Source organism: Paenibacillus taichungensis (assembly GCF_003287275.1).
In the GTDB taxonomy this organism is placed as follows: Bacteria; Bacillota; Bacilli; order Paenibacillales; family Paenibacillaceae; genus Paenibacillus; species Paenibacillus taichungensis_A.
In genome coordinates, this window is record NZ_QEVW01000005.1 from 511,840 (window position 1) to 529,172 (window position 17,333).

The window sequence follows — 17,333 nt, forward strand, 5'->3', positions numbered from 1 at the left end:
ATGGAGTTATATTTACGCTACTGCGGCCATCAGGCGGCAAGCCTCTGCACATTTACGGCAAGCTTCTGCGCAAGCCTGGCAGTGATCATGTTGATGTTTGCCACACTCAGCAGCACAAGCTTCACATGCTTTCACACACAGTTCGCAAATTTCGGCGATGAAATCACTTCCGCGTGTCATGGCTTGAGCAGCAAAACTGCAGATTTCTGCACATTCACGATCCAAACGAATGCAATCACGCAGCATCGCCAGATCATATTCTTTCAGACTCGATATGTAACATACGTTGCAAGCATTCATACACTCCAGGCAAGCATCGATACATTGTTGATATTGTTGTTGTGTCATTAAAGTTACCTCCCAGACTAAGTTTGCTATGCTACTTAATACCCCGTCTGGAGGAACCTTGAATCATTAAACCTGATTTGCCGCCTCTAATTCCAGCAATTGGTTGCGAATAATCGACTGATCGAAATGCTCACCTATAAACACAGCGACGTTAGGCACATCTCCCTGAGGCGTAATCTTCATATAATCAGATTCCCGATAAGCATATTGGAACCAGAACCGGCTGGACGTATCGCTAAAGGATAAAATCCCTTTTGCCCGGTACACATCGCGTGGTAACTCAGCTATCAAACGCTCAAAAGCCTCACTGTTCACCGGCTGGGTGAAATAGTGCGTATATACCATGACATGTTCATGCGAAGCATGGGGGTTGGCATGATTATGACTATGGTTGTGGTCATGAGGATGTTCATGCCCATTCCCCTGAGAATTTTGATGTACTTCGTGATCATGATCCACTTGTTCATGATGTTCATGATTGTGGCTGCATCCATGCACTGCGCAAGCCTCGGAATGCACGTGATGTTCCTTCTCCACGTTTTTACTCGTTTCCTCAATAGATTGATAGGCATGCACATTCTCTCCGCTACGAAGCAACACATCCATATCGACTTCACACTTCACCGTAGGCAGTACCGGAGCGAAACCGTTCCAGCGTGCCAACAGGTCCCGCAGATCTGCCAACTGCTGCTCGTTTACCCGGTCCGTTTTGTTCAGGAGAAGTACAGACGCACAGCGAATCTGCTCCTGCATCAGCTTGAAGGTTTGTCCCTTCTGCTCCTGGTACAGCCCTGACAGATGCGCGGCATCTACTACAGTAATCAGGCTTTTCAGTTCCAGTCGCATATAGAGGGATGTTTCCGTTACTGCATCCAGAATCTCCATCGGGTTTGCTGCTCCCGTTGCTTCAATGATAATGACATCAGGTGACTCCTCCTGCACAAGATCCGCAAGTTGCAGCCCTAAGTCACCGCGTACAGTACAGCAGATGCATCCTCCCAACATTTCCGTCATGGGCACGGAAGCATCCACAATTTGACCATCCAGATTCACTTCACCCAATTCATTCATCACAACGGCGGGCCGGAGACCTTGCTGCTGCCAATGTTCAATCAGTTGAACAAGAAGCGTCGTTTTGCCACTGCCCAAGAAGCCTGACAATATATATACAGGTATGGATGATTCATTTGTTTTTAATTCACTCATCGTTGTTCACCTCTCTATTTGTCCAATGGAACTAATCTATCTCTATCCTAGCGAGTGTACACTATCCTGCAATCTTTGCGCAATCCTGGCCTTCTATTGGCATGTCCATTGCCTCATTCTACTGAATGGTCTATGCTATGAGAACATGTTGATTGGAGGAGGATGTATTATGACCAGTTCAGTGGAAGAACATCGTCAGGAAGCCCCTGACACGGTATCCTGTATGATTATAACCGTATCAGATACCCGCACCAAGGACACCGATACAAGCGGACAACTTATGCATAAACTGCTGACTGATTCGGGCTACCAGATCATTGAATATATCATTACACCGGATGAAACTGAAACCATTCGAAGCATCCTGCAGGATGCCGCCGTGCGTGACGATATCGAAGCCGTGCTGCTCAGCGGTGGGACCGGAATTGCCCCCCGAGATACAACATACGAGGCAGTGTCTTCGCTACTCGATAAGGAGCTGCCAGGGTTTGGAGAAATCTTCCGCTTCCTCAGTTATACCGAGGATATTGGTTCTGCCGCCATTCTTAGCCGGGCAGTAGCCGGAACGATTGGGCGTACAGCCGTGTTCTCCATGCCAGGCTCAAAGGGAGCTGTCAAGCTGGCAATGGAAAAACTCATTTTGCCTGAACTGAGGCATGTCATGCGTGAAATATATAAACCCGTCTGAATAATCAGACGGGTTTTCCGATTTATTTTAGTGGAGTCGATTACTTCAGTTGCTCAAGCAAATGCTGGAATATCTGCATGACGTCTTCTTCATAATCGTCCTTCTCTCCACCTGAAGCCGTATAGACCAGTGACACGTAGTCTTTGCTGCGAATTGATGTTTTGCCAAGCGCATTTTCCATCACAGCCTCATCGCCGCCATTACCGTACATTTCGTTCATCCGGGCTACTCTTGTAAGAGCATCGCTGAAAATGTGGACCTTTATAATATGTCTGCCACTTCCATTCAGCAGGTACATATAAGAGATTCCGTCCTCACCATCATCCGCAGACATATTATTCATCAACTTTATGCCTTTTGCAACAAAAGCTTCATCCAGCTCCTGAATTAATGGACCATTTAACCCGTGACCTTGACTCTTTGCTCTAACATTTCCTTCATCCGTCGCTTGTCGGGTATATATTTTCCGTTCCTGCTCAACATTCGATGCTGAACACGCTACTACTGATATTGTACACAGCACCACGACAATACTGACCAAGACAGACCTCACACGTCCAGATCTATGTTGCAATCCTTTTCCGTTAACACGCATACTCATCCTTCCTTTCCCACCACATGCACGGTGACGCTCTCAGGTAGAGTTAGCATGTCTAGGAGAAAAGAATCTTATTCGGCAGGTGTATCCGACATCGTATTAACTACAGTACGACCTACAGCACCGCCCTTGAGAATCGTTTCCAGTGTCTGAGGCAGTTGTGCCCATGAGATTTCCTGAATCCCCAGCTCCAGTGCCCGATCCGGCTTCCATTCTCCGCCAAGCAGCTTCCATATCCGTTCCCGCCGTTCCATCGGGCAATAGACTGAATCAATCCCAATCAATTGAATCCCCCTCAAAATAAACGGAAATACGGTAGACTCGAACGCAGCTCCTCCGGTTAAGCCTGATACGGCGACAGCGCCTCCGTATTGAATTTGTTTCAGACGCTCGGCTAGTGCCGGACCTGCTGCCGGATCAATAACACCTGCCCAGAGCTGTTTGCCCATTGCCCCTTTGGCTGGCGCATCCGCTTCTTCGCGTGAAATGACATGTGCGGCACCCAGATTCCGAAGCAGCTGTTCCTGTTCATCTTTTTTGCCTGTACTTGCTGTCACTTCAAATCCCAGCTTCGCCAGAATAGCCACCGCCATACTGCCTACTCCTCCGGTAGCTCCTGTCACCAGAATATTACCCATCTCCGGGGTCACTCCAGCTCGCAACAAAGCATCCACCGAAAGTGCAGCAGTGAACCCTGCCGTTCCAATCGCCATCGCTTCCTTCTCACTGAGTCCATGCGGCAGGGGAACAAGCCATTCGCTGCGCAAACGCGCATATTGACTATATCCTCCAAAATGAGACACGCCTGGCTCGAAACCTGTGCTGATCACCCGATCCCCCGGTGCAAACCGGCCGCTCACGGATTCCTCTACAATGCCTGCAAGATCTATACCAGGTACGATCGGATATTCGCGAACCACACCACCCTTTTCTGTTGTGGCGAGTCCATCTTTAAAATTGACGCTTGAGTATTGAACCTGTAAGGTTACATCACCATTAGGCAAGTCCTCTTTCGTCAGCTGCTCCATAGCAGCCTTCACGCCGCCCTGTTCTTCTTTACGTACGACATAAGCAGGAAAAGTATTTTTCATTCGTTATCCTCTCCTCGATAATAAATTTACATATTTTTCTATTCACATCATAAATTATTCGCTTTTGGATTAAACAAGTATAAGGGTAGCATCCGGCGAACTCAATCTCTCCGGCTTGTCATTAAATAAACGAGCGGACCTATCAATGGGATTGCCCCTGCAATGGCCCATATGTGAGAACGACGATTGTCAGAAGCATCTCTGAACAATGCGATCACGGAAAGCAACGTCAGGATGACAAAATCAATTGTCATAATATGTACAAAGGAAGAAGCCCTGAACGCTTCCATGTATACATCAGAATTGCCTTGAGTCACTGCATAGAAGCCTGTGCCCAATGTAAGCAGCAAAAGAATTACATGGGTCAGCTTATGCGCTGCTACACGTCCTATACCCGATTCACGCTGATTGCCAAAAGAGAGTTGTTCGTACCCCGAACCTCTGTGTGTTTGTGAGGACCACGCAAAATAAGGCAACAGCGCAAAGGCTCCCAATCCAAAAGACAGCAACACAAAAGGCCAAGCTGGTACACGAATTCCTCTCTTTTCCACTGATTTCCTTAACAGTAGGCAAGCAAAGATGGCCGGGTAAATCCCAAGCCACGAAAATACGGTTAGTAGCCAGGGTTCCTTGCTTTGCAGTGTAACCAGTTCTTTAAACACAGGGTCACTCTCAAGAGGCTGCCCAGGTGCCCAAACACAGGCATACGCAATGAAGGCCAGCCAGGTCAGTGACAAAACCCATCTCATGGTTGCACCTCCTCTTTCATTCATCCCCGGCTAATGCTCAGTTGAAACAGCCACAGAAATGGATCATGTCGAAAGGCAGGCTCGGAAAGATGCAGCATTTGACGTCTCCTGCGCTTTCCCGAGAAATAATTGCTTCATTTTCCTTGTGAACCTGCTTCCTTTGAAGGTACAGTATACCGCAGTTCATGGACTGTCCGTCCATGATGTTTCACACACAGTCTTTCGTCATGCGGGATAATTAGCAGCAAAATGGAAACCAAAAAGGCATACCCCGGCCTACTTGCTTCCGGTTATGCCCCTTTATTTGATTTATTCTTCAGTGGATTGCACGTGTTCAGCAATGAGCTTCTGCTTCATATTCCAGGCAGCAGGGCTGATATTTACGCGGTAAATCTCAGGGTTGAGTTTACGCAGATATTCTGGCCAGAAGAGATCCATCTGCTCGCGGTGATAACTGCGAATCTCATCCAGGGTAGGCAGTTCATACACTTTGCGCCCATTCACAAAGATCGGTTCCAGCATGTTCACTGCTTCGTAGCGGGTTACCGTCTTTTTCAGATAGGGGTGTAGCGGGTTGAACAGCTTGAGCGGCCCGCCCTGTAGCGGTTGCTCTTCTCCTGGATAGCAGATATAATCTGCAATCGCCTTGCCATGTTTGGGATCAATGATCCGGAAAACTTCTTTTTTACCTGGCGTGGAGACTTTTTCGGGATTGGCTGAAATTTTGATCGTAGGCAGCATGGCACCATCCACTTCGCGCTCCACCAATTTGTACACGCCACCCAAAGAAGGTTGGTCGGAAGCGGTAATCAACTGTGTACCTACTCCCCATGTATCGATGCGAGCTCCTTGCGCCTTAAGGTTGAAAATCGTATTTTCATCCAGGTCGTTGGAAGCTACAATCTTCACATAATCCAGTCCGGCGTCGTCCAGCATCTGCCGAGCTTGAATGGATAGATACGCAAGGTCCCCGCTATCCAAACGAATGGCGTTCATCTTTTTGCCTTGGCTCTCTAGCTTCTTGGCGGTCTTGATTGCATGAGGAACACCACTGTTCAATGTATCAAACGTATCCACCAGAAGTGTCACTTGATCTGGCAGCACCTTGGCATAGACGTCAAACGCCTCCTGCTCACTCATAAAACTCTGCACCCATGAATGGGCATGTGTCCCTGCTGTCGGAATTCCGAAGCGCTCGCCAGCCAGCATATTGGAAGTTGCATGGAATCCTGCAACATACGAGGCACGCGCCCCCCAAATGGCCGCATCGGCTTCCTGTGCACGCCGTGTTCCGAATTCGAGCAGAGTGTCCTGACTTGCCACCTGTTTGATCCGGGAAGCCTTGGTTGCAATTAACGTCTGATAATTCATGAAGTTAAGTATCGCCGTCTCCACCAGTTGTGTCTCCATAATGGAGCCTTCTACCCGAATGAGCGGTTCATCAGGGAAAACGAGCGCGCCTTCCTTCATGGAATGAATTGTCCCCTGAAATGAAAACTGGAGCAATTCTTCCAGAAAGACCGGATCGTAATTTTCCTCTTGTTTGGATAAATATTTGATGTCCTCCATCGTAAACCGAAGCTGGCTGATATAATTCACAATGCGTTCCAAGCCGGCAAAAACAGCATATCCGTTGCCAAAAGGAAGCTTGCGGAAATAGGCTTCAAACACCGCTTTCCGTTTGTGAGTTCCATTCACCCAGTGGGCGTACATCATATTGATTTGATATTTATCCGTATGTAAAGCCAGGCTAGTTGTCTGCATTTGTCTCATCCTCTCTGACTTCCGCTTGTGCCAGCAGGCTCTGCCTGCTTACACGGGTCAACATGTGGAGACTTATTGCACATGATTCATGATTATAATTACGTACCATTGCATAAGTCTCCGATTTATTCCTATTCACCATATTCCCCTGCATCGTAACACTTGTTCAACAGGGTATAATGGATATAATCACAGGTTCGTTTATAGGTTCAAGCCTGCAAGAACGGTATCGCTCGCTTTGACCACCTGAGCCCCAAGGCTTGCACGAAAATGTCCAAGCGCCCAATCATGTCCTGCTTGATTGAAGCTCGCCACGGCATCTTCAAATACCGTTATGTGAAAACCTTTATTATAAGCATCCACTGCCGTGTGCAGTACGCAAATATCTGTACATACACCGATCAGTGCAATGTCTGTTATTCCACGTTCACGCAGCCGCAGCTCCAGATCTGTACCGCAGAATGCGCTGTATCTTGTTTTATCCATCCAGCGAATCTGGGATTCCCGTTCTTCCATTACCTGAGCCAGACTTCCGTAAAGTTGTCTTCCCTCCGTACCCCTGATGTTATGGGGCGGAAAAAGAGCCGTTTCCGGATGGTAAGAATCATTCTCTTCATGCAAATCGACAGCCATAACAACCTCATGCTTGTTATTGCAATAAGCCTCCGTTATCGCTGCAATCGTCTCCTCAATCTCTACAGCAGGCTTGCCTACAGGCAACGAACCTGTCACAAAATCACATGTATAATCGATTACAATCAGTGCTTTCATCGTCCACACTCCCTTTTTGAGAATAGGTTGATCCTGATTCAATCCATCATGATTCGCTTGCGAATTAAGTATAGATGGAAAGACGAGGTACAAGCTCGGTAAAACGGTATAGCTGCGCTGGACGCTGTGAATATTGATTGGAGCTTAGCAGGTTGCCCTCTTCATCCCGAACCTCTTCCACAATGCCTTTGCGGCTGCGAGTTGAAGTGATCTTCCGAATGAAATTCGGTTCTTCAAAGTCAGGTACAACACTCTGAATCACTTGGTATAACTCGCTTAGTGTAAAATCACGAGGCAGGAACTGTCGTGCAATCGTCGTTTCCAGCATTTGCTGTTGAATACGCCGGTATGCATCTTCTATAATCGTCCGATGATCAAAGGCAAGCTCAAGCTCTTGCAATGCTTCCTGAATCGTAAATAATCCAACATCCTGAGCATCATCTGCCGCCTGACGGTGTTCCAGCATCCATTCCTCTACCAGTGCAAAAAACGCATGTGAGATAATCCATCCTCTGGGGTCACGCCCAGGCTGACTATATACATTCAAATACTCCAGATGTCCGCCGTCCACACCTGTCTCTTCCATCAACTCGCGCTTTGCAGCACCATAGATGGATTCATTTTCCTGACAAAATCCACCTGGCAACGCCCATCTTCCCGCAAAAGGCCATCCTTTGCGTTTGATCAGCATGACCTTCAACTCCCGGATGGGGAGTGTCTTGGTTACCGTCTTACGCTCCCGCTTGGTCAAGGTGAACATGACGATATCCGCGGGAACGCCATCAGGTGTACGATATTTCTTGGAACTATAGGCACGTGCTGCCTGTTCATCGCTTTCAGTATTGAATTGTTCGTAGTTTTCGCTCATGGGCACCACCGACTATTCTCATTTTGATATTTTCATTATGACATAATAATATCTTTTGTCAACCTTACTATTCCGTGTCTTGCGATTTTACTCGCGCTATACGAAATGTAGCTGTTGCCATACACCCCAACGTGCCAGATGCATCCCGGACCTCAGATTGTGCCGTCACACTACGCCCCGCTTGATGCAGGATCGTTGAAGTCACGATTAATTCCCCTTGTTTCATGGGTGCCAAGAAATGAACATTCAGATTGGTTGTCACACAACTGTCTACTGCCATTGCGGCTGTAGCTACCATGCCCATCGCCTGATCCATCAGGGACGTCAGCACACCACCATGAATAATCCCCATGGAGTTAGTGTGGTGTTCGCCCGCTGTCAGCGCGATCTGTACTTTTTCTCCGTCACCTTTAATAAACCGACAACCGAGAAAACCCCAAAATCTTCCGTTTCCTTCTGCAACCATTTTGTCCAAAATACCCATATTGATTTCCCCTTTAGTGCACTTTAAGTATAAAGCCCATGATGTATGTTGTTGTTGATGATTTTACCAGCATTGGTTCTTTTCGTAGTTGATCTAAAGTGCTTCGTTATTATATTAAGCCTGCTCTTACGGAACAGGTCTTATCCAGTGAAGTTGTCTTGATCAAGCCACCACACAAAATAACCCCACCACGTGGAGTCTGAGATGATCAAAAAAGGCGCGGACTGCGTCCGCACCCTTCCGTTTCACTTAACCGCAGCTGGTCGGAGGTGAATCCGTACCTGCCTCCACGTTCACTTTCTCGGAGACAGTATCCCGGATTACTGAAATAACAAGCTGAAGCAAATAATTGATATCGCTTTGACTTTGCTGGAATTCCGTAACGAGTGGAATGCCGTCCAACTCTGCCTGCAGATCCTCAATTTCCTGTTCAATTTTGCTGACCATGTCTGCATTTTTGAAGCTTTCAAAAGCAACGATTTCCTTTTGTTTCTTCTTAATCGTTGCAATCAATTGCTGGATGCGTTCATGATCACGAATTTTGGACTCAGCCTGTTGGAACTGTTTAACTTCTTCGCTCGTTCCAAGCATATCAGCCAATTCTTTGGCTTTTCCCATAATGTCGTCGCGTATGACCAGATTGCGCGTATCGTAGGTAGGCATTCCATAATGGTTGTACTGCATTTCTTCCTGCGCCACTCGAAATCGCTCCATTCTATGAGATGATATAAGATGAAACGGAAAATTAATATTAGAGATGGAAGAATGACTGCTGCACGGCCGCTACGGCTACGGATCGTTCTTTCGATCGCTGTTGTCCCCAAATTTTTTCCTAATTAAATGATTAAAGGTTAAAATTTGGGGACAAAGGCGAACGCTACGCTTCTACAGAATCGATTCCGTTTCCTTCGCTACTTTCGCTGTAATTCCAAAATTCTAATATCTAAAAATCCGATTCCATCTTATTAGGTTTGTGTATTACTGATTGGCGGCTACTGGCTCTGAGAGCAGGTTGCCCCGAATATAGAAAGTCATTGGATCGGTGATTTCCACATGTACAAAAGTACCGATCAATTCTTTAGGTCCTTCAAAATGCACCAACTTGTTGCTGCGTGTACGTCCTGCCAGAACATTGGAATTCCGTTTGCTCTCACCTTCGACCAACACCTCAACAACCTTGCCGCGCTGCTTCTCATTGCTGCTATGGCTGTATGCGTTGATCGTCTCGTTCAAGCGTTTCAAACGTTCCTTCTTCACGTCCATCGGCACGTTATCCTCCATCACCGCAGCAGGTGTACCTTCGCGCGGAGAGTAGATGAATGTGTAAGCAAAGTCGTAGCCAACTTCCTTGACTAGTGACAGCGTATCTTCAAACTGCTCTTCCGTCTCCCCCGGGAAACCAACGATAATATCAGTGGTTAACACGACATCTGGAATTGCAGTTTTAATTTTGTCAGCAAGCTTCAGGTAGTGTTCCCGACTGTACTTGCGGCTCATACGTTTCAGGACTTCCGTGCTGCCAGACTGCACAGGCAGATGGATATGTTCCACCAGGTTTCCGCCCTTCGCAAGCACCTCAATCAGATGATCATCGAAGTCACGTGGATGACTGGTTGTAAACCGAACCCGTGGAATATCGATTTTGCGGATATCATCCATCAGGTCACCGAAGCTGTACTTCAGATCCGTAAAGTCCTTGCCATAAGCATTGACGTTCTGGCCGAGCAGCGTGATTTCCTTAAAACCTTGTCTTGCCAGTTCGCGAACTTCGGCAATGACATCTTCCGGACGTCGGCTGCGCTCTTTCCCCCGCGTAAACGGGACGATGCAATATGTACAGAACTTGTCGCAACCATACATAATGTTCACCCAGCCGCGCATGCCCTCACGTTTTTTCGGTAGGTTCTCAATAATGTCGCCTTCCTTGGACCATACCTCAACAACCATTTCTTTACTGAACAGCGCTTCTTGAATCAGATGTGGCAGCCGATGCACATTGTGTGTACCAAAAATCATATCCACAAAGCCATGCTTCTGCATGATTCGGTTCACGACGCCTTCTTCCTGCGACATACAACCACACACACCCAGCAATAAGCCAGGACGTTCGGTTTTCAGGGTTTTCAGATGGCCCAGCTCACCAAACACTTTATCTTCCGCATTTTCCCGAATCGCACATGTATTTAACAGAATGATATCTGCCTCTTTACGATCCTCGGTAGCCTGATACCCCATTGATTCAAGCAACCCTTTGATGGTCTCCGAATCATGCTCGTTCATCTGGCATCCATACGTATATACGATATAGTGTTTGCCTTTCCCCACGTTTTTCAGTTCATCGGGTACGGCCGTTTCGTAAAGCACCTGGACGTCTTCCTTGCCCCGTTGTTTCTCCTGACGATGATTAGGTTCCGACTTGATGTTAATCTCCCGGCCCCGGATTCTTATCTTTTTGCTGAATTCATCTTGCGAAATTACTTTGGCATCGGAGAAATCAAAATATTGGGAGTAATCCTTTTTTGAGTCTTTAGCCATTTCCTTCGGTCACTCCTTACAGCCTCTATTAATAAAAAATCGTTATTTCATCTTGTTTCACGTGATTTGCACGTCTTATACATCAAAAGAGCATTACAGCAAATTATAACATGAATTGGGCTGTAGTTCCACATCCAAAGCCGCTGCCCTTTCGCCTATCCCAAAATCTGTGCAGGTCTGCTGAAGAGCCCGAAAACACATAAAAACCTGAGCTATCCTCAGGTCGAATGTAGCGACGCTGCGGTTATGCTCAGGTTTATACGTTCATTCAAACCGCCAGAACACGGTTGAAGATGGTTTCATGTGATTAGTCGATGATTTCAGCAGTATCGCCGTTACGAGCGCCCGCTGCATTAGCTTCATCCGTATCAATATGCATGTCCAGTGCAAAGGAATCCGATACACGAGCCAGTACATTTTCCAGTACCAGACCACGATCTCCGCCCAGACGAACTTTCAGCAATTGTTTGTCCTCAATACCCCATTTAGCAGCATCAGAAGTATGGAAGTGGATGTGACGAGCAGCAACGATAACACCTTTATCGATTGTAACTTCGCCAGCAGGTCCTTTAATTGTGATACCTGGAGTACCTTCAATGCTTCCGGATTCACGTACAGGTGCCTTAACACCAATAGCGAAAGAGTCTGTCATCGAGATTTCCAGTTGCGTTTCCGGACGAACAGGTCCAAGGATACGCACTTTATCAAACTGTCCTTTTGAACCAATAACCGCTACGGTTTCGTTCGCAGCATATTGTCCTGGTTGGGACAGAGGTTTAAACTCAGTCAATTCATAACCTTTACCAAACAAAATTTCAACGTGCTCTTGAGATACATGAATATGACGGGCAGATACGCCCACAGGTACTGTTTTGCTCATTGTGAATTTCACTCCTTGTTTATCTATGGCCTGTAGCCAGGCTCTTAACAATCCTATGGTATTATACCCCTTTTTGAAGTGAAATGAAAACGAACTGCTGAAAATTCATGAAATACACTTATTTTGCAATCATAATCCCCCTGCATTTGGTAAATCCGTCTGAACATGTACCACTTTAGCTTTCATTCGTTTACTTCAGTGGACCTACGGCGTCATGATTTACCATATTCGATCTTCGAATTTTTCTTCGGCAAATTTTCTTCTAAATAACTCATCGCATTGCCCCACATCCAACCGCGTACAAGTGATTCATCGTAGTGCTTGAGCAACGTATTTATCAGCTTCGGATAATGCCCGGTATGTTCAAGGTCATGAATATACGTAGCAATTCCGTCAAAATCAGACCCCATCATCAGGTGATGCTCCCCACCCAGAGAACATATCCGCTCAATATGAGGCAAAAGATCTTCAATACATACTTCGCCTTCCTGCTTCACAAACCACGGCACAAACGTCAGTCCGATACGTCCTTCTCGAGCAATAATGGCCCGAATCTGATCATCCTTCAAATTACGCACATGCGGGCAGATGGCATAACTGTTGGAATGCGAAGCTATAAAAGGACGTTCACTAAGGTCAGCAAGTTCCCAGAAGCCTTTCTCAGTGAGATGCGAAACATCCAGCAACATGCCGATTTGGTTACACAGTTGAACCAGCTCCCTGCCCTTCTCCGTTAGTCCAGCCCCACGTTTCTCCAATACACCATCAGCTGCCCAATTGGCATAGTTCCAGGTAAGCCCAACGATCCGCACACCCATTTGATAACATAACTCCAGATAAAAGAGATTGCCCTCCATTCCATCGACACCCTCAAGTGTAAGCAGTCCCCATGGTTTGTCCGTCTGCCCGATCTGCGTAAGCTGTTCTCGCCATAATAATGTATGTGTGCCTTCAGATCGTTCTTTGGTTATCTCCACTCGCTTGCGGTAAATGTCCAATTGGCCCATCACATGTTCAAACTTGCCTCTGCCAAGCACTTCGGGCAAATAGATTGCAAAGGCTTGTAAACCAATGTTGCCTTCTCTCATACGTTCCAGATTCACATCCAGCTGTGAAGCATTTTCAAATGAATGGGTAGGGTTCATCAGCATTTTACTCAATGCATCACAATGAAAATCGGCTACTCGCCAGTTGTGCATGACAATCTCTCCTTCTACACGGTTATGGTATGGAATAAAACGCAAAAAAACCTGTCTACTTCGTAAACAGGTTCAATGCATAAACGCATGTATTATCTGGGCTCCACAATCAGCTTAATGGCCGTTCGGTCCTCGCCGTCAATCACAATGTCTGTAAAAGCTGGAATACAAATCAAGTCAACTCCGCTTGGTGCTACAAATCCCCGGGCTATCGCTACCGCTTTAATGGCTTGGTTCAGTGCTCCCGCTCCAATTGCCTGCAGTTCAGCATTTCCACGTTCACGAAGAACACCTGCAAGAGCGCCGGCTACGGAATTGGGATTGGACTTTGCTGAAACTTTTAATACTTCCATGGTAAGTACCTCCCTGGGAATGTTGAATGTTTGTTTCCACTTACTAGATGTTATTCGCGGGAGGCAAAAAAATTCCTTCTTTTTAGACGGGTTTCCCTGCAAAATGGGACAATACCCCTATTCCATGCGCCACTCGTCCTCCATCAGACGAATTTTCTCAATACGTGTTGCAGCGCCTGTGGCTTCATCAATCTCCACAAATACACCGTGGAAATGCCATTTGCCATCATCAACAACAAACCGTACCGGAAGCTGAGTGTAGAATTTGCGAAGCACCGCCTCACGCTCCATGCCCAAAATGCCGTCACGCGGCCCTACCATACCCGCATCGGTTAAATAAGCTGTTCCTCCAGGCAAAATTCGATCATCGTTGCTCTGCACATGTGTATGTGTACCTACGACCAGCGACGCACGTCCATCCAAATGCCAGCCCATAGCAATTTTCTCTGACGTTGCTTCAGCATGCATATCGACCAGAATGCATTTATGGTCTTGACGCAGTTCATCCACAATCTCATCGGCAACCCGGAATGGGCAATCCAGAGCAGGCAGGAACGTCCGCCCTTGCAGGTTGACAATCGCCAGCTCCTTACCTTCTCCTTTGACTACCGTGTATCCACGCCCTGGTGTTCCTGGAGGAAAGTTCGCAGGACGAATCATACGTGGTTCATCATCTATAAAATCAAATATATCCTTATTGTCCCAGGTATGGTTACCAAGGGTGATGCCATGCACACCCCAGTTAAAAAATTCATTCGCAATTGCCCCGGTGATTCCCCGGCCTGCCGCTGCATTTTCCCCATTTACAATGACCACATGTGGCTTATACTTCGTTTTGAGGTAGGGGAGGTTTTCCTTCAGTGCCTTACGCCCCACATTGCCCACAATATCACCAATAAACAAAACTTTCATTTTACTGCCTCCTTAATCCCTACCAAGCGCAGCCTTCTTCAAAGCATCCGAAACTTCGCAGGACCTCTATCTCTTGCTCATTATTTTTATTAAAAAAATGCCTTTTAACAGGCTATCAACAGGAAAAGTGGCCCACTACTGCGGCCACTTTTCCGTAATGCTCTATTTTGCGTATTCAACCGCACGGGTTTCCCGGATAACGGTGACCTTGATGTGACCCGGATAATCGAGTTCGTTCTCGATCATCTTCGTGATGTCACGCGCGAGGCGGAAGGCTTCAGCATCGTCGATTTTCTCAGGCTGTACCATAACGCGAACTTCGCGTCCGGCCTGAATGGCATACGATTTCTCGACACCTTCGAACGATTCCGAAATCTCTTCCAGCTTCTCCAGTCGTTTGATATACGTTTCCAGCGTTTCGCGGCGTGCGCCTGGTCTTGCTGCGGAGAGCGCATCTGCTGCACCAACCAACATGGCAATAACCGAAGTCGCTTCGCAATCCCCGTGATGGGACGCGATACTGTTGATTACAACCGGATGTTCCTTGTATTTCTTCGCTAGTTCCACGCCGATTTCGACGTGTGATCCTTCCACTTCGTGATCCAGCGCTTTACCAATGTCATGCAATAGACCTGCACGTCTTGCTAGGGTTACGTCTTCTCCGAGTTCGCCAGCCATCAACCCAGCCAGATAAGCGACTTCCATCGAATGTTTCAAGACGTTTTGACCGTAGCTTGTACGGAACTTCAACCGGCCCAGAATTTTAATCAAGTCCGGATGCAGACCATGCACGCCCACTTCAAAGGTAGCTTGCTCACCGTATTCACGGATACGCTCATCCACTTCTTTGCGGGATTTCTCCACCATCTCTTCAATCCGTGCCGGGTGAATACGTCCATCAGCCACCAGTTTTTCGAGGGCAGTACGGGCGATTTCACGGCGAATCGGGTCAAAGCCCGACAGAATAACAGCTTCTGGCGTATCATCGATAATGAGGTCAATCCCTGTAAGGGTTTCAAGCGCACGGATGTTACGTCCTTCACGACCGATAATCCGGCCTTTCATTTCTTCATTTGGCAAAGTAACAACGGATACCGTTGTTTCCGCCACGTGATCAGCCGCACAGCGTTGGATGGCGAGTGTAATAATCTCGCGGGACTTTTTGTCCGCTTCTTCCTTCGCTTGCTGTTCAATGTCCTTGATCATTTGAGCCGTCTCATGACGAACTTCCTGTTCTACGTTGGACAGTATGATACTGCGTGCGTCTTCCATGGTGAGGTTGGATATGCGCTCCAGCTCCGTCACCTGGTTTTTGTAGATCATCTCGATCTGCTGCTGTGTCTCATCAATTCGTTTCTCTTTGTTAGCCACTTGCTCTTCTTTACGTTCGAGTGATTCCAATTTTTTATCCAGCGACTCTTCTTTTTGCAACAATCGTCTTTCTTGTCGTTGAATTTCGTTCCGACGTTCACGAGTGTCTTTTTCAGCTTCGGCGCGAATGCGATGAATTTCATCTTTCGCTTCCAGCACCGTTTCTTTCTTCAGTGCTTCTGCCTCTTTCTTCGCGTTCTCCACGATTTGTACGGCAGCTTCTTCCGCACTGGAGATCTTAGCTTCTGCAAGAGATTTGCGAATAAAATATCCTACTCCGAACCCAATGAATAGCGCGGCTGCAACGAGAGCGATCGTGATTGCAGGATTCATACTGTTCACCTCCTCGTTGGTTCCTCCAAGGCATTCCTTGGGTCAATTTGCAGTTTTCAAACCTAACATATTTTTGGGAATAACGAATACTCACGGCGATCCCCCGCCGATTTTCATTTCAAGTGTACATGTTGCCACGTACTATTCACCGTTTCTGGCGAACCCATAATCATGAATGGTATAAATCTAAAAAAACAGAAACCGCTTTTTTGGAAGGAAAAAGGGTTGTCCATTTCTTACAGACTCATGTCCATTTTAGTATTTGACGAAAGAAATTGTCAAGAGAATGCAGTATAGTGAGTCCAGTCTGCTAATCCCATAACAACGCTTCGTCTTCTTCGGAGTCTTTAGCCCCGTCTTCTTCAATTAAACAATTCACGACCCGACGCACCATATCCATGGAAAAACCTCGTCGCATCAAGAAGGGAAGCGTTTTACGTTTCTTCTCCTGGATGTCTCCTTTAACCTGATTCCATTTTTTGCGTCCGGCAATTAGAGCCGTCTCATATTCCGCATCTGTACTTACACCTTCCAGTGCTTCAGCAATTAGCTCATTGGCAATGCCCTTCTGACGAAGCTCTTGCCTTATCCACAGTTTTCCCTTCCGCTGGCCCTCCATACGCTGACGAGTCCATTCCTTCGCAAACAGTTCGTCATCGACCAAATTCTCCCGCTCAAGCCGATCCAGGGCCTCTTCAATCAACGGTGCTGCAAACTCTTTCTGACGAAGCTTCTGACTTAATTCGTGGCGTGTGCGGGGTTTATGCTCCAGATATCGCAAAGATTGCACATATGTTCGCTGTCGCTCGTCAGCTACGATGATATCTTCCAAGTCTTTTTTCAGAAACGTATTTCCCCGGGTCATCCGATATTTAATCATTACATCTTCAAGAACCGTAATTGAATATAAACCAAAGGTAATTCGGTAACGAGCTTCCCTGCTCTTCGTTCGTTCAACTCGTGTAATGATAAGTTCTTCATTATCCGGGAATTGGGAGATTCCCTCCAGCTCGGTTTCTTCATATAAATCATCTTCATGTTGATCCATTTCGGTCTCCCCTTCCACTCATTTGGTACCTGTGTCACATGCTGTCTAACTGAAAGCACTCAACAAAACAAAAGACTTTCTCGATTAGCTGATCTCCGACGGAGATAACGCAGCTAAACTGCATACGTTTAGAGC

The 17,333-nt window shown here is 46.9% G+C and carries 18 protein-coding genes; 1 reads left to right on the plus strand and 17 read right to left on the minus strand.

The window, feature by feature from the left end; genetic code table 11:
* Positions 1–12: 12 nt before the first annotated feature.
* Together DC345_RS07510 and DC345_RS07515 are read right to left on the minus strand one after the other, a co-directional pair.
* Positions 13–348 carry a four-helix bundle copper-binding protein gene (locus DC345_RS07510; RefSeq protein WP_090896129.1) on the minus strand — a complete coding sequence of 112 codons (336 nt, stop codon included), beginning with the start codon at positions 346–348 and terminating at the stop codon, positions 13–15.
* A gap of 66 nt (positions 349–414) precedes the next feature.
* Positions 415–1,554, minus strand: coding sequence for a CobW family GTP-binding protein (locus tag DC345_RS07515; RefSeq protein ID WP_113052582.1), 1,140 nt, complete (start codon positions 1,552–1,554; stop codon positions 415–417).
* A 166-nt stretch (positions 1,555–1,720) separates the two neighbouring features.
* On the opposite strand from DC345_RS07515, the gene DC345_RS07520 reads away from it, so the two are divergent.
* Positions 1,721–2,242: a MogA/MoaB family molybdenum cofactor biosynthesis protein gene (locus DC345_RS07520; protein WP_113052861.1), complete on the plus strand. Its 522-nt coding sequence runs from the start codon at positions 1,721–1,723 to the stop codon at positions 2,240–2,242.
* 40 nt (positions 2,243–2,282) lie between these two features.
* On the opposite strand, the gene DC345_RS07525 is transcribed toward DC345_RS07520, so the two are convergent.
* The 15 genes from DC345_RS07525 to DC345_RS07595 form a co-directional block, all read right to left on the minus strand.
* Entirely contained in the window at positions 2,283–2,816 is a 534-nt protein-coding gene (locus tag DC345_RS07525) for a hypothetical protein (protein ID WP_146752115.1), read from the minus strand.
* Positions 2,817–2,911: 95 nt separating this feature from the next.
* Entirely contained in the window at positions 2,912–3,931 is a 1,020-nt protein-coding gene (locus DC345_RS07530; protein WP_113052584.1) for an acrylyl-CoA reductase family protein, read from the minus strand.
* A gap of 101 nt (positions 3,932–4,032) precedes the next feature.
* Entirely contained in the window at positions 4,033–4,680 is a 648-nt protein-coding gene (locus DC345_RS07535; protein WP_113052585.1) for a hypothetical protein, read from the minus strand.
* 309 nt (positions 4,681–4,989) lie between these two features.
* A complete protein-coding gene (locus tag DC345_RS07540; RefSeq protein ID WP_063566350.1) occupies positions 4,990–6,444 on the minus strand; it encodes a nicotinate phosphoribosyltransferase in 1,455 nt (484 codons plus the stop codon).
* Positions 6,445–6,645: 201 nt separating this feature from the next.
* Positions 6,646–7,215 (minus strand): cysteine hydrolase family protein, encoded by a 570-nt coding sequence (locus DC345_RS07545; protein ID WP_113052586.1) that lies wholly within the window; start codon positions 7,213–7,215, stop codon positions 6,646–6,648.
* Positions 7,216–7,279: 64 nt separating this feature from the next.
* The gene (locus DC345_RS07550) at positions 7,280–8,083 is read right to left on the minus strand and encodes an NUDIX hydrolase (protein WP_113052587.1); all 804 of its coding nucleotides are present in this window, start codon (positions 8,081–8,083) and stop codon (positions 7,280–7,282) included.
* Positions 8,084–8,150: 67 nt separating this feature from the next.
* Positions 8,151–8,567: a PaaI family thioesterase gene (locus DC345_RS07555; protein WP_113052588.1), complete on the minus strand. Its 417-nt coding sequence runs from the start codon at positions 8,565–8,567 to the stop codon at positions 8,151–8,153.
* A 249-nt stretch (positions 8,568–8,816) separates the two neighbouring features.
* Positions 8,817–9,281: a YlbF/YmcA family competence regulator gene (locus tag DC345_RS07560; RefSeq protein ID WP_397333639.1), complete on the minus strand. Its 465-nt coding sequence runs from the start codon at positions 9,279–9,281 to the stop codon at positions 8,817–8,819.
* A 264-nt stretch (positions 9,282–9,545) separates the two neighbouring features.
* The gene (gene miaB, locus DC345_RS07565; protein WP_099853235.1) at positions 9,546–11,102 is read right to left on the minus strand and encodes a tRNA (N6-isopentenyl adenosine(37)-C2)-methylthiotransferase MiaB; all 1,557 of its coding nucleotides are present in this window, start codon (positions 11,100–11,102) and stop codon (positions 9,546–9,548) included.
* 307 nt (positions 11,103–11,409) lie between these two features.
* The gene (gene pduL, locus DC345_RS07570; RefSeq protein WP_053783855.1) at positions 11,410–11,982 is read right to left on the minus strand and encodes a phosphate propanoyltransferase; all 573 of its coding nucleotides are present in this window, start codon (positions 11,980–11,982) and stop codon (positions 11,410–11,412) included.
* Between the two features lie 212 nt (positions 11,983–12,194).
* Positions 12,195–13,181, minus strand: a complete 987-nt coding sequence (locus DC345_RS07575) for a dipeptidase (RefSeq protein WP_113052590.1) — start codon at positions 13,179–13,181, stop codon at positions 12,195–12,197.
* Between the two features lie 92 nt (positions 13,182–13,273).
* A complete protein-coding gene (locus tag DC345_RS07580) occupies positions 13,274–13,534 on the minus strand; it encodes a stage V sporulation protein S (protein ID WP_019005392.1) in 261 nt (86 codons plus the stop codon).
* A gap of 117 nt (positions 13,535–13,651) precedes the next feature.
* Positions 13,652–14,446 carry a TIGR00282 family metallophosphoesterase gene (locus DC345_RS07585; RefSeq protein ID WP_024630289.1) on the minus strand — a complete coding sequence of 265 codons (795 nt, stop codon included), beginning with the start codon at positions 14,444–14,446 and terminating at the stop codon, positions 13,652–13,654.
* A 162-nt stretch (positions 14,447–14,608) separates the two neighbouring features.
* On the minus strand, positions 14,609–16,150 hold the full coding sequence (rny, locus tag DC345_RS07590) for a ribonuclease Y (protein ID WP_053783853.1): 1,542 nt from the start codon (positions 16,148–16,150) through the stop codon (positions 14,609–14,611).
* Between the two features lie 310 nt (positions 16,151–16,460).
* Positions 16,461–17,198, minus strand: a complete 738-nt coding sequence (locus DC345_RS07595; RefSeq protein WP_113052591.1) for a regulatory protein RecX — start codon at positions 17,196–17,198, stop codon at positions 16,461–16,463.
* Positions 17,199–17,333 lie beyond the last annotated feature (135 nt).